Origin of the sequence: Clostridium taeniosporum (assembly GCF_001735765.2) — a bacterium.
Classification (GTDB): Bacteria; Bacillota; Clostridia; order Clostridiales; family Clostridiaceae; genus Clostridium; species Clostridium taeniosporum.
In genome coordinates this window covers 1,578,546-1,599,798 of record NZ_CP017253.2, presented here as the reverse complement: position 1 = coordinate 1,599,798, position 21,253 = coordinate 1,578,546, and the positions used below count along the sequence as shown (strand labels likewise).

Genomic DNA, 21,253 nt, shown 5'->3' with positions numbered 1-21,253 from the left:
ATTAACTATATTGTTTTTTATTTAAATCAATATAGTTAATTATCTTCAGTTATACTTAATAAGTACAACTATAAAAACAAAGGTAAATTCCTATTTTTTTACTTTTAATTATTCTTAAGATAAAAATATTAAATACTGCTTACATTATTTGTTTTCAATAAACTATGTACTGTTAAATAAAAATCTACTGATAAGTAAATAGTTAACATGACTGTTAATCCTAAAAATATACTTTCATTTCTTATAAAAATATTATGAAAAAATGGTTCAATGTATTTTAATCCTAAAAATGTCATTAAAGTCCAGTATGCAGAAAATTTAAGACTGACTAATCCATCTAAATTATATTTTAATTTAGAATAATCCCAATACACTTTATTAAATATACTTTTTAATAAATATCCACTTATATATTCTATTATAGATGGTACAAAAAAACAGAACATTATCATTATTGATGTTTTATCATAAAGATAATTATTTAACACTATCAAAACGCTTACAACTATACCATACATGGGTTTAAATGGACCTATTAAAAAACCATCTTCCTTAAATTTTCCTTTTGTGCAAAAATAGTATACTTCTTCAATAATCCATCCTATAAAAGAATAAATAATAAAATTAAAAAATGTATAACTCATTAAAATTATCACCTTCCTCAAGGTTAATATTTGCATAAGTTAACATATTTATTTATTAATTAGATTATTTTATATAATTAATTGTTATAATGTTCTTATAATTATATAAAATACTATTATAAGGAGAATTATTATGCAAAAACTTTATTATGAAGATCCCTACTTAAAAGACTTCACTGCAGAAATCGATAAAATCAAAGAAATTGGTAATGAATTTCATGTAGTCTTAAATAAAACAGCCTTTTTCCCAGGTGGTGGTGGGCAAAAACATGATTTAGGAAAAATAGATAGCATTGAAGTATTAAATGTATATGAGGACAGTAATTTAGTTTATCATGTACTACCAAAAAAACCTTCTAGAATACATAAAGTTAAATGTTCAATAGATTGGTTAAGAAGATTAGATGGAATGACTCATCATTTAGCTCAGCATGTTTTATCTGCTTGCTTTTTTAAACTTTTTACTATAAATACTATAGCTGTACACCATGGAAATGATTTTAGTACTATAGATTTTGATTTAATGCTTACAGATGAACAAATACGTTCTGCTGAAAAATATGCTAACGAAATTATAGCAGAATCTTTAGAGGTAGAATTATTAACTCCAAGCAAACGTGAACTTAAAAATATGAAACTTAGAAGAGATCTTCCTAATACTAATAATGAAATACGTATTGTTAAAATTGACGATTTAGATATGATTGCTTGCTGTGGAGTTCATCCTAAGTCTACATTAGATTTAAGACTTATAAAAATAAAAAAATGTGAAAAACATAAAAAAGGCTCAAGAATTGAATTTATAACTAGTTCAAAAGCTGTAAATGATTCTTTAGAAAAAGATTTATTTACAAACTCTATGTGCAAATATTTAAATTGTAATGAAAAAGAAGCTTTAAATGGTATACAAAATTTAAATTTAGAATTTAAAAAGGTTCTTAATGAAAATAAAAATCTGAATATTGAGCTTTCAAAATATGAAGTAAAAAAAAATTATAGATAATTCTGCAAAGATTAATAATATAACTATTATTAAACACATATATAATAATAAAACTTTAAAATTTGTTAATACAACAATTTCTCAAATAACTTCAGAAGACAATAGAATTGCTTTAATTGCATTAGTAAATGAAAATAAAATTAATCTTATATTCTCATGCTCTAAAAACCTCACTCATGTTAATATGAATAATTTATTAAAAGATTCAATAATTCTTATAGATGGACGTGGTGGTGGAAATCAAACCCTTGCCCAAGGTGCAGGTAAAAACATCTTAAATTTAGAAAATACTTTAAATTATGCTTATAGTAAACTTAAAAATATATTATAAAATTTATATATACATATATAATTTATAACTTTTATACTTTAATTTTTTATTATGGTAAATATAATCATATTTACCATAATAAAAAAATCAACCATCATCTCCAACACTCTAAGGGTTGATTTTTTACTCTAATATAATTATTTTTCCTAACATATTATTATAGCAATGTTTGTATTAATTCTTTACTTGGTGAAGGTAAAACTACAGTTCCTATAATATCTCCATCTTCTGCAAGTTTATTTTCAGCTGCTTCTACTGCTGCTTTCACAGCTGATACTTCTCCAGTAAGAATAACATATCCTTTTCCTCCAAGTCCTCTTGCAATTCTTATTTCCAAAAGTTCTACACTTGCAGCTTTTAAAGCTGTATCACCTGCGATTACAGAAGAAACTGCAGATATTGTCTCAATAATTCCAATAGATGAAATATTATCAAAGTCGCAAGTGGCTGTTATTGCTGGAAATACTTTTTCATGTACACTAGCTATTGTATATTCACTTATAAGATAGCTAAGTCCAACTTCTTTTCCTACACCTACAGCATTAGTAACATCTCCTACATCTCCTGATAATATTACTATATATTTTCCTGGACACATTGGAGTAGCTAAAATAATCTCCACATTAGCAGACTTGACCATTTCATCTGCTGATTCAATTCCCTTTGCAATACTTTTAAATTCTAGTAATCCAATAGATCTTCTCATTTTATTCTCTCCTTTCTGGCAATCCTATTTACTTATAACAATACTATCATCATTTATTTCTTTTATAGTACCACTTATACTAGCATGAATTTTTGCACCTAATTTATCATCCGCTATATCTCCAATAAGATCACCTTTTTCTACTCTGTCACCAATACTTATCACTGGCTCAGCCTTAACGCCTATATGCTGAGACCTTAGAATTACAACTTCTGAAAAATCATACTCTTCATTTTGAAGTGGTGCTTCCACATCATATTTTTCTATATTTAATCTTTGTTTTAATTTATGAACTGGAAATTTTCTGTATTTCCTAAAATTTTCTGCTTTTTCCGGCGCATTATGATTAGGATTTTTAACTCCATTTTTAGCTAATTCTCCTTTAAAAAAGCTATTTAACTTCCAAGGTTGGAGTCCCATAACACAAACTTGTTCGCAAAGACCACATTCACTACATAAAAATGAAGATGTTGGTAAAATTTCTTTACTACAAGTACTACCATAACTTGCTATTCTCATGATTTTATCTGGTTCTAATTTGTGCCCTAATAAATGTCTTGGACATACTTCAGTACACATTGAGCAATGGCAACATGCTGCTCTTGCTTGTTTTAACATAGACTGTATATTTCTTTTCTTTGATAAAACTATATTATGATTTTTAGGTATAACTATTAAACCTTTAGTGTTTTTCTTTATGGGTCTATCTATATCTTCTATTAATTTTCCCATCATTGGACCACCATCAATAATTTCAAATTCATCAATTAGTGCTCCACCAGCTAATTCAATAGCTTGCCTTACTGATATTCCAATTGGTACTTTAATAGTAACAGGATTTTTTACTTCCCCTGTAATAGTTAAATATTTATCTGTAACTGGTTTTCCTTCTAAAGCATTATATACATTTAATAATGTTTCAACATTTATAACTATAACTCCTACATTTAAAGGAATCCCACCTTCAGGAACTACTCTTTTTGTTACTTCATAAACTGTAACCTGTTCATCACCTGCTGGATAAAAATTTCCAAGTTCAAATAATTCTAGTTTAGGATATTCTACTAACTTTTTACTTAAGTTTTTCATGGCAGCTTTATACTTACCTTTTAATGCAATAACACCTTTATTAGCTTCTGTTTCTTCAACTATCTTGTTTAATGCGTATAAAAGTTCAGAAGCTTTTTCTGCCATTAATTGTTGGTCAACTTTAAGAAGTGGTTCGCACTCAGCACCATTAACAATAACATATTCAACTTTAGCATTTAATTTAACATGAGTTGGAAAACCTGCCCCACCGGCACCGATTAAACCACCATCTTTTATTAAATCTAAAAAGCTTTTTTCCACTAATCTCATCTCCAATTCTATTTAATAGAGAAATTATCTACCATTACACATCTTCTCTTTCTTGTAAATGTTCTTGCAGATGTTAACCCTTCTCCAGTTGGTCCTGCAATGGTAAATGTTCCATGTCCTTCTGCTCCATATCCAATTCCTGCATATGAAGGCGCATTTTTAACAAATATAGTTGTTTGAACTGCTTTAGCAAATTTGCTTAAATTATCTATATGTTTTGAATGCATTATAGCTGTATGCCTATTTCCATGTTCAAGTTTAACACCAAGTTCAATAGCTTCATCTACATTTTTAACTCTTATAATAGGTAAAATTGGCATCATAAGTTCTTCAACTGCAAATGGATGATCAGCTTCTACTTCTACAAAGATAACTCTTATACTTGGATCTATATTAATTCCTAATTGATTCATTATATAATCAGCATTTTTTCCTACAAATTTCTTATTCACAGTTCTATTTTCTGTCAAAATAAGTTTTTCTAATTGTGAAATTATATTTTTATCAGTTATTTCTAATGCACAATATTTTGACATACAAGTTTTCAAATAATCTGCAACTTTATCTACTACTATTACTTCTTTTTCACAAATACATGGTAAATTATTATCAAAACTACAACCGTCTATGATGTCAACTGCTGCTTTTTCAATATCAGCTGTTTCATCAACTACTACTGGTGGATTTCCAGCTCCAGCTCCTATTGCTTTTTTACCACTTGACAATGCTACTTTAACAATTCCTGGTCCACCTGTTGCACAAATCATATTAATTTTAGGATGTGATAAAATTATATTTGTATTTTCTATACTTGGATTTCTAACTGTTACTATAAGGTTCTTAGGACCGTTAACTTTTTCTATTGCTTTATTAATAAGTTGAACTAAAAATACTGAAACATTTTTTGCCCCTGGATGTGGTGAAAATACAACTGTATTACCTGCTGCAAGCATTGAAATTCCATTATTTATTATTGTTTCTGTTGGATTAGTTGATGGTGCTATTGCTCCTATAACTCCAAATGGTGACATTTCATAAAGAGTTAATCCACCGTCTCCTGTTTTTACACCTGCTTCAAGATCTTCTACTCCTGGTGTTTTATCTAAGGCAAGGTTATTTTTTAATATCTTATCCTCATATCTTCCCATCCTAGTTTCTTCATAAGTTCTGCGAGATAATTCTTCTACATTTTTTCTAACTTCTGATTTAAAGGCTTCAATTATTTTAGTTCTTTTGTCTAGCCCAACTTTCATATATTCTTGCTCTGCTATCCATGCTTGTTCGATTGCATCATTAATATCATCGAATACTCCATAATCCCCAGTTTGTACCTCATCATTATTTACAATTCCTATTATCTTATTTTCAATACCAGCCAATTGGTTGTTATTTAATGCTTTTTTAGCTACAGTTGTATCTGTATTACATTCAGGTAATTGTCCATTTACAGTAAGTTCTTTAACAACATTTTTAATTATATTTTCTATGTCTATCATATTAAAATCATTCATTTTATCTTCCCCCTAATTTCTATTTATTCATTTCTACACTATCTACTATAGCAACAATAGCTCTATCTACAGGTGCATCCTTAGCATTAAATAGTTGGTGTGCTGCATAATCAGTTGCTATTAATACAATTTCTCCATTTCCTGCACCAACAGAATCTATAGCTACTTCAACGCTTCCTAATAAATCATATTCTGGAGTTAACCGTTGTACCATAAGCATTTTCTTTCCAACTAATCCTTCACTTTTAGTCGTTGCAACCACTACTCCAACCACTTTTGCTAAATACATATCTTTACCCTACCTTTTTATTATTTCTATGTTAAGCTCATCCGCTAAATCTTGTGCAAGTGCTGTAATTATTGAGTTACTTGGAACTACTATTTTTTCATCTTTACTATTATTAGAAATATCTTCGCTAGAAATTACTTTTTTATATATCTCAATCTCTGAATTATTTTCATAAATACCTTTTTTATCTACTAAATTCTTAGAAATAATCTCATTTGCATTAATTATATCTTTATTTAATTTTGAGTTAATAATATATTGTTCATTTAATACAAGGTTACTTATGTTATTAGAATTCATTAATTCTATACCATAAGATTTCAATTTATCTAGGTTTTTGTTGATCATATTCATATAGGAAACAGGTATCTCTTTATTAAACTCAAAACTTTCTTTAGCAATAACTATTTTAGTACCATTTAAAATACATTTTGATATAAGTGCAGTTGGTAAAGTATCTCCTATTCCATTTGCTACTTTAGCTAATGAGTTTATACTGCATGTTCCCCCTATTAAAAGATCAAATTTTTTATCATAGATATGATTAACTTCTAAAGCATCATCTATATAAATATCTTCTTTGCTAAAAACTTTATTTATTAAATCCATATCGATTATTTGTGATGCAAATTTAGATAAAACTGCTTTTAATCTTATTCCTTTACTTTTCAGTTTTTTTAACTCAGCAATGATGCTAGTTAATCCTCTATTAGTTCCAGTAAAACATACTATAACTTCTTTTTGTTTAAACTTTTTAATTTCTAATTGACACATAACTTCTTTTAAAACAACTTGTACAATATCATCAAAGTTCAAATTACTCACCTCACTTGATGCAACTAACAGCAATTCCTAAAGGTGTAACTAGCAAAGGATGATTAGGTTTTATAGTTTCTATACCAATAATTTTTTCAAATACAGATGTAAACTCACTAAAACTACATGCTCCTCCAACAACATAAATTTTCTTTACATCGTATCCTTCTAAATGTCTTTTCACTATATATGCCATTTTTTCTATAACTGGTTTTATAATAATAAAATTATCTTTTTCTTTTTTAAGGTCTTTTTTTAATTCTTCTGCCTCTTCAAAAGATATATTATGATTTCCTGATAAAACTAAACTCATATGAGTTCCACCTGTTGGTTCATCTGCTGTATATAAAACTTTTCCATTTTTTAATATACTTACACCTGTAGTTCCTCCTCCAACATCAACAACAGCACCATCTTTTATTCCAAGTATTGCAGCAGCTGCTGTTGGTTCATCAATAATGCTTACAACTTCTATATCTGCAGCTTCAAGTACATTTCCAATTGCTTTTACATTTCCCTCCAATGTTCCTGGTGGAATTGCTGTTGAACCATAATTTATAGTAGTTTTTAAAATGTTTTCTACTTTAGCTTTTAAATTTTTGACTATTTCTACAGCTCCAATATAATCTACAACTAGCCCATCTTTTACAACAGATGCTGGATATGATGCTCCAGCTACTGGATTATTATTTTCATCAACTACTGAAAGCACTATATTAGCTGTACCTAAATCAACACCAACTTTTAAATTATCACTAAACTTATTACACTTTTTCTCTTTTATTAAATTATAAAAAATATCTAATCCTTTATTTGCATCATCTAAATTCATAGTTAAACTCCTTCGACTTTAGTAATTCTTATCTTATCACCATTTTTTAATCCAGAAGCATTAGCCTCATCCATATCAATATGCATCTCTGGTACAAAATCATCTGAAACTCTAATAATTACATTGTGAAAGGTTACTTTTCTAGGTCCATGACTAGTTACATCTACTAATTCCCCATCTCTAAATCCAAATTTTTTTGCAAATTCTGTAGATAGATGAATATGCCTTGCTGCAATTATCACTCCTTGATCAATTTCTATTTGGCCTTTCGGTCCTTTTAGAAATATTCCAGGAGTACCATTAAGTTTTCCTGATTGTCTTATAGGTGCATCTATTCCTAACTTAATTTCATCTGTTATTGAAATTTCTAATTGTGTAGATTCTCTTAAAGGTCCAAGAACTCTTATTCTTTCAAAATATCCCTTTGAACCTATAGCTTCAACAGTTTCATCATATGCATATTGACCCGGTTGTCTTAACTCTTTTTTTATACTAGGCTTATAATTCTTTCCAAATAAAGCTTCAAGTTCTCTTAATCCAAGATGAATATGCTTATTAGATATCCCTACTGGTATTAAACTTTCGCTGTAATTATTCAACTCTTCTATAACTGCTTTAGTAACCGTTAATATTATTTTTTCTATATCAACTTGAACCATATGGAATTTTTACCCCTTTCTTATATTTAAAGATTAGATTGTGGTAATATCTTTTCGGTATCCATATGTGGTCTTGGTATTACATGAATTGATACTACTTCACCAACTTTTTGCGCTGCTGCTGCTCCTGCATCTGTTGCTGCTTTAACTGCTCCTACATCTCCTCTTACCATAACTGTTACCAATCCTGATCCTATTTTTTCATAACCTACCAATGTTACATTGGCACTTTTCACCATAGCATCTGCTGCCTCTATAGCTCCTATCAATCCTTTTGTTTCTACCATTCCTAATGCATCTTTCATAATAATATCCTCCTTTATTTTTTCTATATTCAAAATATTCAGAATATAATTTGTTAAAATAAACCTCTTTAATATTATTTAATTTAATTCATATTAATTTTCTATTTTTGGTATTAACTTTTCAGTATCAATGTGTGGTCTTGGTATTACATGAATTGATACTACTTCACCAACTTTTTGCGCTGCTGCTGCTCCTGCATCTGTTGCTGCTTTAACTGCTCCTACATCTCCTCTTACCATAACTGTTACCAATCCTGATCCTATTTTTTCATAACCTACCAATGTTACATTGGCACTTTTCACCATAGCATCTGCTGCCTCTATAGCTCCTATCAATCCTTTTGTTTCTACCATTCCTAATGCATCATGCATAATAATACCCTCCTAATTATTTTTTATTTTACTAAAATGCATACAAGAAGTTTTAGGTTGTCCTTTTTTTCTTGAACACATTGGATCCATACACAAATTACAAGTTATGTTTTTTCTTTAATTATCTTTTTATTTTTCTTACCATGTGAATTATTTATTTTTTCATTAAGTTCCTGTTCACTTTTAACTATATTAATCTTTTTTTTAGATTCTAAGGATGATTTAGTTTTATTTTGTGAAAATATAATATCTTCTAACTCTGAATTTGGTCTAGGTATAATAGATGTGGCTAATACTTTATTTATTAATTTTGTTGAAACTGATGCAGCTTGAACAGCTGCCTTAACAGCACCAACATCACCTTTTATTTTTACTACAACAGTCCCACCTTTTGAATTTTCATATCCTATTAATTCTACATTAGATGATTTAACAGCCGTATCTGCTGCCTCTATTCCTGCTGCAAGACCAATTATTTCTATAAGACCTAAAGCAAAACTATTCAGTTTAATCACCTCCTGTGAATTTAATATTTTAAATTTCATATTGTTTAAAAAACTTAGGAATTACTTTAAAATTAACAGCTACTAAAATATCTCCTCCTATTTTAATATTTTCATTAAAAGTTTAAAGTTTGTTAATTTTTTTACAAATATTTTTTATTAAATATTATATCTTTTTTTTAAAAATACCTTTTTATTAATAAAATTATGCATTTTTATAATATTTATTATAATAATTAACTATTATATAAATATTTTTTAAATAAACAATCTATTCAATCTAATATAGCATTATTATCAATTTCACAACTGTTAATTATTTAACAATTATTTTCAAAAAAAATTATACTAAATTATTTTCCATAATAAGCCTTAATTAAAATATCCTTTAAGCCCTTTTCATCAACAATTCTAGGATTTCCTCCAGTACATATGTCTTGCATTGCTCTACTGCACATAGATTCTAGAGCTGAATTAAATAAATTTTCATCAATTCCAAGATCTTTGATTCTTATTGGAATACCTACTGATTGTAGTAGAGCTTTTAAAGCTTTTACAAACATTACTACACCTTCTTTAAAATCAGTATGTGGCAATCCTAACAATCTAGATATTTCAGTATATCTTTTGGCAGTTTTAAAATCATAACAGTCATTTTCATCAAACAACGAAGAATTATATTCTACAACATATGGCAAAAGCACTGCATTTGATCTTCCATGAGTTATTTTAAAAGTTGCTCCTAATGCATGAGCCAAACTGTGATTTATCCCAAGCCCTGAATTTTCGAATGCTATACCAGCCATACAAGATGCATTGTGAATTTTCATTCTTGCCTTTTTATCCATTCCGTTTTTATATGCTTTTTCTGTGTAATCAAATATAGTAGAAATTGCTTCTTTGGCTAATACATCAATATATTCAGATGCACCAAGGGATACATAAGCTTCAAGTGCATGTGTTAATACATCTAAAGCTGTATCTGCTGTTACTCTAGGAGGAACACTTTTAGTAAAATTCCAATCAAGCAGTGCTACATCAGCATACATACTATCACTTTTTAATGGAATTTTAGTATGTGTTGATGCATCTGTTATAACTGCATAAGATGTTACTTCTGATCCTGTTCCACTTGTAGTTGGAATTGCTATAAAAAACGGTTTTTCATAATTTGAATCAACTGATTTTTGCCTTAATACATCCAAAAAATAAATCATGGCTTTTGAAGCATCTATCACTGATCCTCCCCCTATAGCAATTATAGTATCAGCACCGTAATCTAAAAATTTCTTAAAACCATGTGTAACAACTTCCATAGTTGGTTCTGGTTCTACTTCTGTAAATATTTCATAACTTACATCGTTTTCTTTTAGTATATTAGTTACTGGATCTATGACTCCAAGTTTTGACATAATTTTATCAGTAACTATAAATGTTCCTTTTGATTTTAAATCTTTTAAATATTGTATTGCATCATCTTCATACAATATTTGTGCTGGAACCGCAAAACTTTTCATATACTTTATACCCCCATTTCTTCTGGAGAATATATAGCTTGTTAATATAATAACATTCCTAATTAATTTTATTTTACCATACAATCCATAAATTTCAAGTAATTTTTTATAAAATTCAAAAAAAGTTTTTAATATGATGCTTTTTCATCAATTATCAGCTTTTAATATGCGTTTTTACGGTATTGCATTTTATATTAATTTAATTATAATAAAATTTTAAAAAGTAGTATAATTATTTTAATAATTATTTCTTATAACTATGTTATTTTTTTAACTAATAAATATGTGTTTTTTCTAAAAAAATTTAGCAAAAATATATACAAACAAAGACTGTTAATCTTCTTTGTTTGTATAAAGCCCAAATAAAATATCTTTATTTTTTTACCTGAAGCTTTAATTTATTTAAAATATTTTCAAAATGCTCCATGTCAACTTTTTCTTTTTTTAAATTTTTAATTCTTCTATCTATCATATCTAAAGTGTCTTTTGCTTCTTTAAAATCCTTGCCTTTAATGCAATTATTCATATATGTTAATAAATAATCTATTTTTAAGACATCTTCTGCTAAATTTTCTTTATCATCATTAACTAAACTAACTAATAAAGAATAAACTTTTAATGTTGTAGTATTTTTTGTATCTTTTAATAAATCATTATTTCTACTATTTTTTTTAGCCATTTTTACACCTCTTTCTAAAGACATATTATATCATACTCCATGGAATGTTTAATATAATAATTTGTATTTACTCAATAATAATTATATAAAACAAAAAATCCATTAAATAATATAAACGTATTTAATGGATTTTTCTGTATGACAGTAAAATATTACTTTTCTTTATCTATTTTATCGAAACTCTTTGCAACTGTAACTGTAGTTACCATTGTTCCATTTACATTAAGCATTGTACGTCCCATATCAAGAATTGGATCTATTGCAAGAATTCCTCCTGCTAAAGAAAAATAATTTCCCATTCCCATACCTGATATTACTACTGACACTGCCATAGTGGCAGTTCCTGGAAGTCCTGCAATTCCTATTGAACTGATTACTATTATTACAAGTAACATTGCATAAAAACTAAAACCCATTGGTGTTCCTGACATATTTGCAATAGTAACTGCCATTAGTGCAGGATATATTGCAGCACATCCATTCATACCAGCATTAGCTCCTAAACTTCCTACAAAACTTGCTATTCCTTCTTCAACTCCAACTTTTTCAGTTAAAGTTTCTATTGTTACAGGTAATGTACCTAAGCTAGATCTTGAAGTAAATGCTAAAATTAAAGGTTCCATCGTATTTTTTAAATACTTAATAGGATTTATTCCATTAAGAGCTAATATAATTAAATGTATTACAAATACTATAAATATGCTAACATATAATGCCAATATAAAATCAAAAACACTTATAAGTGCTGGTATTCCTCTTGCTGCAATGGTATTTGCAAGTAATGCTATTACGGCATAAGGCATAAATTTAATTACTGTCATAGCTACACTTGTAATAATTTTGTATGCTGCTTCTACTAAATCCTTAGCAGGTTTTATTATATCTGAATACTTCTTCTTAAGTCTATTTATTGCAACTCCAATAAATCCTGCAAAAATAACAACTCCTACAACATTTGCTTCTGACATTGCTTTAATTGGATTTTTTGGCAGTAATTTTCTTAGTGTATCAACTACAGAACTTATTTCTTTCATTTCTGAGTTATTTTGAACAATTTCAAGTCCTACACCTAATTTGAATAAGTTTCCTATAACAATTCCCACTATAGCTGCTATTGTAGTGGTACCAAGTAAAACAAATAATGATCTAAATGTAAGTTTCCCTAAATTTTCTCCTTCTTTCATATTTATAATTACTTTTATAATCGAAAGAAATACTAATGGAATAACCAACATTTTTAATAAATCCATAAATCCATACCCGAATAAACCATACCATTTTGTAACCTCTTTTATCCATGGTATATTATCTGTTGTATCTGGAAAGCCTGCCACTAATTGTATTATTCCACCAAGTAACAGCCCTAAAATTGTTGCTGAAATCATTCTTTTAGAAAAATTAACCTTTTTTCTTTCAAGAAGTTTCATTAAATAAAATGTTCCTATCAAAATAACTATAAATAATATAGTTTTAAAATTTGTTATCATTAAAAAATCTGTTAAAAATGTACTATTCATGTTTCTCCCCATCCTTTGTTTATTATTCCTATAAGTTTAGTATGATTTATATCATACATAGATTTATTAATTATGTCAATAGAATATTTATATTTTTAAATAATAATAATTATTATTTAACCTAATAAAGTTCAAAAATATTATATAAAAAAAAATAGGCGATACTATATCTTAGTATCGCCTTAAAATAGACATATGGAAAGAAATAACAAATCAAAGATGCCATGGATGTTTTGTGAAATACACCGATTTGGAATTTACTAATAATTGTGCTATTTAGTAGATTCCAATGAAAAAGTAGTTCACAAAATAAACTAGCATACTAACTCTGGTTATTTATTTTAATGTGCCTTAGCTCTATAGTGTTTGCATATCTTTATATATCTTATTTATAATCTCCATTCTCTCTTCTCCAATTATATTAGATAATTTTACAGATATAAATCCATTTTTATATACATTATTTGCTACTAATATCTTAGACATTTTTTCTTCCATTTTTTCATAAGTTATTAAATTCTCCAAGTATGTATCAACTAAATCCTTTAAACATGTTGCTAGTTCTGATGGATTTTTGTAAATAGTTCTCATAAAAGTTCCTCCAATAAATTTATTATGTATTTATTAATTCATTATATAATAAATTAATAGAATTTCATATAGTTAAAACCTAAAGATAATTTTATATTTTTTATCTAAACTCATTAAACTTATGATATTAATTATATATTATTATTTTAACAAAGTTTACAATTAAGATTCATTTTAACCATATGAAAATAAATAACAAGTAAAAGATGACACGGATATTTTGTGGAATATAATGACTTGGGTTCTACTAATAGTTGTGCTATTAGTAAGTTCCAATGAAAAAATAGTTCACAAAATAAACTAGCATACTGACTAGTTATTTATTTAAATATGCCTTAAACAATGCATATATTCTTTTACTTTATCCCATCTAACTATAAATCCATGACCTTTAGAGCAAAACACAGAACTGGAAGTATATTCTCTATCACTATCTTTATTATAATTAAATTTTCCTATAACCTCTTCACTATTATGACACTGATCATATCCATCAAAGCTTAAAGTAATAGCCCCCTTACCTTTTGTAAATGATATTAATTCCATTCCATAATTCATAAAAGTTGATACAGGACCTCTTCCAAAAATAATGCTTTTATCCTCTAATGTTTCTTGCTTATCAAATGTTCCATATAATCTTTGTATATCAGCTAATATCCTACCTACATAATTATTTTTAACATTTATTTTGAATTTATAATACGGTTCTAATAAAATATTATTAGCTTTTTCTAATCCTTGTCTTATAGCCCTATATGTAGCTTCTCTAAAATCTCCTCCACCTGTGTGTTTCAAATGTGCTCTTCCATCAACCAATGTTATTTTTATATCACATATCTTTGATCCTGTTAAAATACCCTTATGATCTTTTTCAAATATATGGGACTTTATCAAATTTTGATAACCTATATTTAAATCATCTACATGACATTCATTCTCAAATGTTATTCCACTATTTTTGTCACCAGGTTCTAATTTCAGATATACTTCTGCATAGTGTCTTAATGGTTCAAAATGTCCATATCCATTTACTTTATTTTTTATAGTTTCTTTATATAAAACCTCACATTCTCCAAAATCAATTTCTAATTTAAATCTATCTTTAACTACTTCTTTTAAAACTTCTAACTGTATATTACCCATAATATGTATATGTATCTCTTTAAGCTCCTCATTCCATAATACATTTAATCCTGGATCTTCTTCTTCTAAAATTTTAAAATATGTAAGTATTTCTTTAGCATTAACGGATTCCTCAAAGATAACTTTTGATTTTAATGTAGGTACTATATTATAATTTATTTTAAATTTCTTCTCCCCTATAACATCACCTATTTTAAACTTGGTTAAGCCAGTAACACCAAACACCTCTCCAGCATGTACAATATCTTTGGTTATAAATTTATCCCCGTTGTATATTCTTATTTGATTGATTTTTTCATTAAATTGTACTTCACCTTCTATATATGATAAGGTATCCTTCACCTTGATTATACCTTCTAAAGCCTTTATGTAAGTTACTTTGCTTCCTTTATCATCATAACGTATTTTATATACTTTTCCACTAAAACCCTCTTTATTTCTTTCATAATTTGTATAAGTTAATAAATCTAGTTTTTCGATAAATTTATCTATACCAATATCCAACAATGCCGATCCACTTAGACATGGAAAAATTCTACATTCTTTTATTTGTTGTTTCATAAAATCTAACCACAGTATTTCATCATAACCCTCTTCTAAATATGTTTCTAATAATCTTTCATCTCTTTCGGCAATGAATTCTAATAATTCCAAATCCATCTTCTTATTATTCAAAGTTTCATCAATTGGACATAAATTTGAAGTTAATTTCATCTTTATATCATTTAATACATTTTCTAAATCTACAATTTCTCTGTCAATTTTATTTATAAAAAAAATGGTTGGTATGTTATTCTTTCTTAAAAGTTCCCAAACTGTTTCAGTATGTGCTTGAACTCCATCTACACCACTGATTATAACAATGGCATAATCCATTATCTCTATTGCTCTTTCCATTTCAGTTGAAAAATCTACATGACCTGGAGTATCTATAAGATAATATTCATTATTATTATATTTAAACACAGCTTGATCTGAAAAAACTGTAATTCCTCTTTGCTTTTCTATATTATGTCTATCTAAAAATGAATTTTTATGATCAACTCTACCTAAAAATCTTATACTTTTTGTGTGATAAAGTATTTGCTCTGCAAAAGTAGTTTTCCCAGCATCGACATGAGCTAATACACCTATTGTTTTTTTCATATCTATTTCTCCTTTTAAAATACTACTATTGTCATATTAAAATTATATCACATAATAAATCACTAAATTTATTCATATTATCTCTTAACTTCATATTAAATTTATATTAATAATTAAAAGCCTGTCCAAATATATAAAAATGTATTTAAACAGACTTTTTGAAAACTTCTAATATTAAATTATAATATGAAAATCTTAGATAACAACTATTTATAAATTATTATTATAAAAATCAAATACTCGATTTAAGTATGCTTTTAGTATTCCATTCTTTTCTCTATATATTTCATGCTTAGAACCAGACATTAATATAACTTTACACTTCTTTGCATATTGAGCAAACTCATTTTGTCCTCTTGGCTTTACATAAGTATCTTTTTCTGCTTGAAATAATAACACTGGTGTTTCTACTTTTGAAGCATTTTCTTTTTCAGTAATTTCTTCAGTTATATCTAATGATTCTTTTAGCCAACTATAAGAAGCTCCACCTCTTTGAAATTCCTTATTATTAGATTGTATATTATAATAATATTTGTATCTAGGTTCAGAGCTTGTACAAGAATCTTCTACACTATACTTATTGCTATATGGCTTTTGTGTAGGTGCATATTTATCCCCAAAAGGTAATATTGTACATATCCAAGATATTGCTTCTGCTATAAACTCCGGGAAATCTCCAGTATTTACTTCAAGCATGGGTGCATTTAGAATTGATGCATCAAAATAATCAGGATATTCTTCCAAAAATTTTGTTCCAATAGCTCCACCCATAGAATGTGCAAATAAAAATAACTTTTCATCACCAATTTCAGATTTAACAACTTCATCCATAAATGATTTAAAATCTGAAATATATAAATTAAAATCTTCTATATGAATTTGACTTTTGTCAACCACTCCTAATGATCCGGAACGTCCATGACCTCTATGTTCAATTCCAAATACAGAATATCCATTACACAAGAAATAATAAATCATTTCTCTATATTTTTCTAATGTTTCTCCAAATCCATGACTAATTACAATAGTTCCTTTAGAATTTTCAATTTTATACTTTTGATAATATAAATTAATATCATTATTTATTTTTAAATATCCTTCTAATCTTTTGCTATCTAAATAAGGTTCCACGGTTTCTTTCATGAATTGTTCATAATTATCTTCATCAACAACTAAACTATTGATTTCTGCTTTTTCATTTTCATCAGCATAAACAACTGTATTTTCATTAAATCCTAATATAATATTTAAAGAAAACATTAATAAAAATAATAATATCTTATAATTTAATTTATTTTTATGATTTAATTTCATATTATTTATTCACCTCTTCATTAGTAATATATGCAATTATTCTAGTATATCTATAATCCATTTATTGCATTCAGTACATTTATAAATTCTAATAACAAATAAATCTAATTCTCTTCTATCAAAAGCCACAGACATTTGTTCTAATTCTTGTTTTGTTATAAAGTCATCATCCTTATTTATATAACCTTGAATTTCAATAAAATAATTTTCTTTTGTTTTTTCACAGCACTCATTTAAACTAGCTACATTAATTTTTTCATAACTAAGATTATCACTAAATTCTTTTATTATAGGAAATATATCTTCAAATTCATTTATATCATCTAAAAATTCTTCTTTATAAAATATTAAATCTTTTATCTTAAAAATCTCTTTCATACAAACTAAATCTCCTTCTTATATGTATATTGTTTTATTTTATTATTAATTCAACGGGACAATGATCTGATCCTTCAATACTTGTATGAATATTAGCATCAACTAATTTTTCTTTAAAATCATCAGAAACTAAAAAGTAATCAATTCTCCATCCAGCATTGTTTGCTCTAGCATTAAATCTATATGACCACCAAGAATATATTCCTTCCTTATCTGGATAAAAATATCTATATGTATCTACAAATCCCGAATTCAAAAGTTCACCAAATTTCCCTCTTTCTTCATCACTAAATCCTGCATTATTTTTATTATTCTTAGGATTTTTTAAATCTATTTCTTTATGGGCAACGTTTAAATCTCCACATACTATAACTGACTTGATTTTCTTTAAATCATTCAAATAAGATCTAAAATCATCTTCCCAATTCATTCTGTAATCTATTCTTGCTAATTTTTGTTGAGAATTAGGAGTATAAACATTAATTAAATAGAAATCTTCAAATTCTAATGTTATAACTCTTCCTTCTTTATCATGTTTTTCTATTCCTATTCCTAATGAAACATTTAAAGCTTTTTCTTTAGAAAAAATAGCTGTACCTGAATACCCTTTTTTTTCAGCGTAATTCCAATAATCATAATATCCTTCTAAATCTAATTCTATTTGCCCTTCTTGAAGTTTACTTTCTTGAATGCAAAATATATCAGCATCACTTTCTTTTAATACATCTAAAAATCCTTTTTTAACGCAAGCTCTTAACCCATTTACATTCCATGAAATTAATTTTTTCATCTTATTTCTCCTTATCAGTATAAAATTGTTTTAACTAATATAGATATGATAACATAAATATTTTATTAATTACATAAAAAAACCTATTATAACTACAAATCCTTCCTTGTGTACAGTCTAAATATTAGCTGGAATTTATAACTATGAATAATTTTATATATGTTATTATAACTAGATAGATATTTTTAATATTCTTATAAAATTAAAATTAGGAGTGACAAATTTACTTTGACACTCCTTAACCTGATTTTTAATAGATAAAGCTAATTTTATTAGCTCTTTAATTTTACACTGCTTAAATGTTCAGCAGATATTCTTGCAGTATTTTTAAAGTTTTTATAATCATCTGATATATATATTCTAATGCTTTCATCATTTTCTTCTGCATTAGCCTGATATAATATGTTTTGAACATATCCATGGATGAAATCATCCTTACTAAAGGTTAAATTGATTTCAGTTCCTACTCTAGTAATAACATTAATTATATCTTTTAGATCCTTAGATTCTTTAGTAAATATAATTTCTCCACTTTCTGCAAGACAAAATTCAATTTTCATATTTTCATCCCCTTTTAATATAATTATATCATATGAAATTATAATTTATTTTAGCTAAGTCATATTAAAATAAATAACTAGTCAGTATACTATATTATATATTAAATTTATTTATTTCTTCATTTAGTTCTTCAATTAATTCTACTAGTTTTTCTGAAACTCTATTAATATCTTTACTTGAAACATTGAATTCTTGAGCTGTTGCATCAACTTCCTCAGTGCTTGCTGTTAATTCTTCCGAAATAGCTGTAACAGACTCTATAACTTCTAAAATCACATCTTTTTTCTTATTATTACTATTAGAAAGATTAGATGCTTCTTGTATTTTAGGTGTAATTTCATTTAACAAATCTGTAATATTATTAAATGAATTTATAGTATTACTAATACTTAATTTTTGATTATCTACTTCAGAATTAATATCAGTGCTTGATTTTATCATATTATCACATTCCTCAAGAACATTAATAATTATATTTCCTATTTGATTTACAGATTCCTTACTCTGCTCTGCAAGTTTCCTTATTTCTTCTGCTACTACACTAAAACCTTTGCCGACTTCTCCTGCACGTGCTGCTTCAATTGCTGCATTTAATGCTAAAAGATTTGTTTGCTCTGCTATTTCATTTATAGTTGAAGTTATACCCTTAATTAAGGATATCTTATCATTCATAACCATTATGTCACCATTAAATTTACTAAAACTATTATCAAAATTAATTAAAGAATTATTAAGTTCATTTATTGTTTTATTACTTTCTGTAAGTTTTGCTTCAATATTTGAAGAAATTTCAGCTACTCTTTCTATATTGTTATTCATATAATCTATATTAGTTCCAAATGACCTCATTTCATCATTAATTTTCATAATTTCGTTTGTTTGACTTGTATTAGCTTTTGCTGATTCATGCATTGATATTGTTATATTTTCTGATCCTATTGATATCTGAGTTGATGTATTTTCTAAAATACTAGATTGCTCATTTAATATTATTAAATCATTCTTTACTCCTTTAAGTATTCCACTAATGGATTCTTTAGTTTTCTTTAATGATTTATTAATTTCACCAATTTCATCATTTTTTAGTAATTCTTTTTCATCTAAATCTTGATTAAATACTCCACTTTCTAATACTTCTATATCGCCTTTTAATCTTTTTAATCTATTACCAAGAGAGTTTCCAATTATATATATTACACTTAGCAATATTAAAATTCCAACTACAGTTACTCCAATAAATAAACTAATTATAAAAGCCTCTTCTTTATTAACATCAATAGCATTTACTTCTAAAGCTATTGACCATCCTGGTGTTCCAGGGATATTGGCATAGCCTATGTATTTTTCTTCATTTTCAATATATTTTTCTATATTACTTTCTCCATTAATCATCTTTTTATGAATTAAAGCAAGTTCTTTTAATTTAGGATCTTTTTTTTGTTCATTTATTATATTCCTACTATTAATAACATCTTCTGTATTTTCAGATGCTATTATTGTGCCCTTATTATCTAGTATATATGATGTCCCTGTCATTCTTAAATATTTTAAATTATTTATATCTCTTGATAAAAATGCACTATCAAATGTACATGTCATAACTCCAACAGTATCTTGTCCATTTTTTAATGGTACTGCAATAAATACTATTTGTTCATTTGTTCCATCTATTACTATTGGAGAACTTATATAAATATCATTATTTAAAACTTTTCTAAAATATTCTACTTCTGAAATATTCTCTTTATAATTATCTGTTGCTTGCAAATTACCATCTAAGCCTGCTATTCCTATGGATCTTATATTTAAATTCATTTGATAATTATTTAATAAATCTTTTTTATCATCAAGTGTCAAACTCATATCAGATACAATATTATCACAAGCAATAGTCTTAGCTATATTAATTTTCCCCTTTATTTTATCTTGTACAATAGTTGTGGCATCATTTATCATTTTTTTCATACAAGAAATTTTCACTTCTGACAAAGTCTTTTGAACTACTAAAAATGTCCCTAAAAATGCTATACCAAATACCAGTACAAATCCTAATGATAATTTTTTAATTAAATTCACTTTTATACTATTGTTCGTCTTCATAAATTTACCACCCTTAATTAAACTAAAATTTATTTTCATCATTGAGATAATGTATTTATTTCTTAACATTTATTTAGTGCTTAATTCTTTACTGTACAATTATTACTTTATTATCTCCTTCAATTTTTGAATTAATAAAAAACTTTCTTTACACTATTTTATTTAAGTTGCTATAACTAAAATACTA

Annotated in this window: 21 protein-coding genes and 1 pseudogene; 1 reads left to right on the top strand and 21 read right to left on the bottom strand. The window is 26.7% G+C overall.

From position 1 onward, the window contains the following. Positions 1 to 128: 128 nt before the first annotated feature. Positions 129 to 644 (bottom strand): putative ABC transporter permease, encoded by a 516-nt coding sequence (locus BGI42_RS07445; RefSeq protein ID WP_242984755.1) that lies wholly within the window; start codon positions 642 to 644, stop codon positions 129 to 131. A gap of 133 nt (positions 645 to 777) precedes the next feature. Here BGI42_RS07445 and BGI42_RS07440 point away from each other — a divergent pair. Further along, a pseudogene (locus BGI42_RS07440) lies at positions 778 to 1,978 on the top strand (alanyl-tRNA editing protein AlaX-L). Between the two features lie 157 nt (positions 1,979 to 2,135). Here BGI42_RS07440 and BGI42_RS07435 read toward each other — a convergent pair. From BGI42_RS07435 to BGI42_RS07340, 20 genes are all read right to left on the bottom strand, one after another. Next, a complete protein-coding gene (locus BGI42_RS07435) occupies positions 2,136 to 2,684 on the bottom strand; it encodes a BMC domain-containing protein (RefSeq protein WP_069679719.1) in 549 nt (182 codons plus the stop codon). Between the two features lie 24 nt (positions 2,685 to 2,708). Beyond that, positions 2,709 to 4,034 carry a 4Fe-4S dicluster domain-containing protein gene (locus BGI42_RS07430; RefSeq protein WP_069679718.1) on the bottom strand — a complete coding sequence of 442 codons (1,326 nt, stop codon included), beginning with the start codon at positions 4,032 to 4,034 and terminating at the stop codon, positions 2,709 to 2,711. A 17-nt stretch (positions 4,035 to 4,051) separates the two neighbouring features. After that, the gene (locus BGI42_RS07425) at positions 4,052 to 5,554 is read right to left on the bottom strand and encodes an aldehyde dehydrogenase family protein (protein ID WP_069679717.1); all 1,503 of its coding nucleotides are present in this window, start codon (positions 5,552 to 5,554) and stop codon (positions 4,052 to 4,054) included. Between the two features lie 19 nt (positions 5,555 to 5,573). After that, positions 5,574 to 5,843, bottom strand: a complete 270-nt coding sequence (locus BGI42_RS07420; protein ID WP_069679716.1) for a EutN/CcmL family microcompartment protein — start codon at positions 5,841 to 5,843, stop codon at positions 5,574 to 5,576. 9 nt (positions 5,844 to 5,852) lie between these two features. Continuing rightward, positions 5,853 to 6,668: a flavoprotein gene (locus BGI42_RS07415; RefSeq protein WP_242984763.1), complete on the bottom strand. Its 816-nt coding sequence runs from the start codon at positions 6,666 to 6,668 to the stop codon at positions 5,853 to 5,855. 1 nt (position 6,669) lies between these two features. Then, entirely contained in the window at positions 6,670 to 7,491 is an 822-nt protein-coding gene (gene eutJ / locus BGI42_RS07410; RefSeq protein ID WP_069679714.1) for an ethanolamine utilization protein EutJ, read from the bottom strand. 2 nt (positions 7,492 to 7,493) lie between these two features. After that, positions 7,494 to 8,150: a phosphate propanoyltransferase gene (locus tag BGI42_RS07405; protein WP_069679713.1), complete on the bottom strand. Its 657-nt coding sequence runs from the start codon at positions 8,148 to 8,150 to the stop codon at positions 7,494 to 7,496. Positions 8,151 to 8,176: 26 nt separating this feature from the next. Continuing rightward, positions 8,177 to 8,458: a propanediol utilization microcompartment protein PduA gene (gene pduA, locus BGI42_RS07400; protein WP_105165941.1), complete on the bottom strand. Its 282-nt coding sequence runs from the start codon at positions 8,456 to 8,458 to the stop codon at positions 8,177 to 8,179. Positions 8,459 to 8,548: 90 nt separating this feature from the next. Then, the gene (gene pduA / locus BGI42_RS07395; protein WP_242984762.1) at positions 8,549 to 8,830 is read right to left on the bottom strand and encodes a propanediol utilization microcompartment protein PduA; all 282 of its coding nucleotides are present in this window, start codon (positions 8,828 to 8,830) and stop codon (positions 8,549 to 8,551) included. Positions 8,831 to 8,931: 101 nt separating this feature from the next. Then, positions 8,932 to 9,372 carry a BMC domain-containing protein gene (locus BGI42_RS07390; protein WP_069679710.1) on the bottom strand — a complete coding sequence of 147 codons (441 nt, stop codon included), beginning with the start codon at positions 9,370 to 9,372 and terminating at the stop codon, positions 8,932 to 8,934. A 311-nt stretch (positions 9,373 to 9,683) separates the two neighbouring features. Next, positions 9,684 to 10,847 (bottom strand): 1-propanol dehydrogenase PduQ, encoded by a 1,164-nt coding sequence (locus tag BGI42_RS07385; protein ID WP_069679709.1) that lies wholly within the window; start codon positions 10,845 to 10,847, stop codon positions 9,684 to 9,686. A 373-nt stretch (positions 10,848 to 11,220) separates the two neighbouring features. Next, positions 11,221 to 11,526, bottom strand: coding sequence for a hypothetical protein (locus BGI42_RS07380; protein ID WP_069681047.1), 306 nt, complete (start codon positions 11,524 to 11,526; stop codon positions 11,221 to 11,223). Between the two features lie 152 nt (positions 11,527 to 11,678). Next, positions 11,679 to 13,043: a cation:dicarboxylate symporter family transporter gene (locus BGI42_RS07375; protein ID WP_069679708.1), complete on the bottom strand. Its 1,365-nt coding sequence runs from the start codon at positions 13,041 to 13,043 to the stop codon at positions 11,679 to 11,681. 357 nt (positions 13,044 to 13,400) lie between these two features. Then, a complete protein-coding gene (locus BGI42_RS07370; protein ID WP_069679707.1) occupies positions 13,401 to 13,634 on the bottom strand; it encodes a TIGR04540 family protein in 234 nt (77 codons plus the stop codon). A 324-nt stretch (positions 13,635 to 13,958) separates the two neighbouring features. Next, entirely contained in the window at positions 13,959 to 15,923 is a 1,965-nt protein-coding gene (locus BGI42_RS07365; protein WP_069679706.1) for a GTP-binding protein, read from the bottom strand. Positions 15,924 to 16,133: 210 nt separating this feature from the next. Next, the gene (locus tag BGI42_RS07360; RefSeq protein ID WP_069679705.1) at positions 16,134 to 17,237 is read right to left on the bottom strand and encodes an alpha/beta fold hydrolase; all 1,104 of its coding nucleotides are present in this window, start codon (positions 17,235 to 17,237) and stop codon (positions 16,134 to 16,136) included. 36 nt (positions 17,238 to 17,273) lie between these two features. Continuing rightward, on the bottom strand, positions 17,274 to 17,615 hold the full coding sequence (locus tag BGI42_RS07355; RefSeq protein WP_069679704.1) for a hypothetical protein: 342 nt from the start codon (positions 17,613 to 17,615) through the stop codon (positions 17,274 to 17,276). Positions 17,616 to 17,649: 34 nt separating this feature from the next. Further along, positions 17,650 to 18,405: an exodeoxyribonuclease III gene (locus BGI42_RS07350; RefSeq protein ID WP_069679703.1), complete on the bottom strand. Its 756-nt coding sequence runs from the start codon at positions 18,403 to 18,405 to the stop codon at positions 17,650 to 17,652. A 272-nt stretch (positions 18,406 to 18,677) separates the two neighbouring features. After that, positions 18,678 to 18,965, bottom strand: coding sequence for a hypothetical protein (locus tag BGI42_RS07345; RefSeq protein ID WP_069679702.1), 288 nt, complete (start codon positions 18,963 to 18,965; stop codon positions 18,678 to 18,680). A 94-nt stretch (positions 18,966 to 19,059) separates the two neighbouring features. Further along, entirely contained in the window at positions 19,060 to 21,066 is a 2,007-nt protein-coding gene (locus BGI42_RS07340) for a methyl-accepting chemotaxis protein (protein ID WP_069679701.1), read from the bottom strand. Positions 21,067 to 21,253 lie beyond the last annotated feature (187 nt).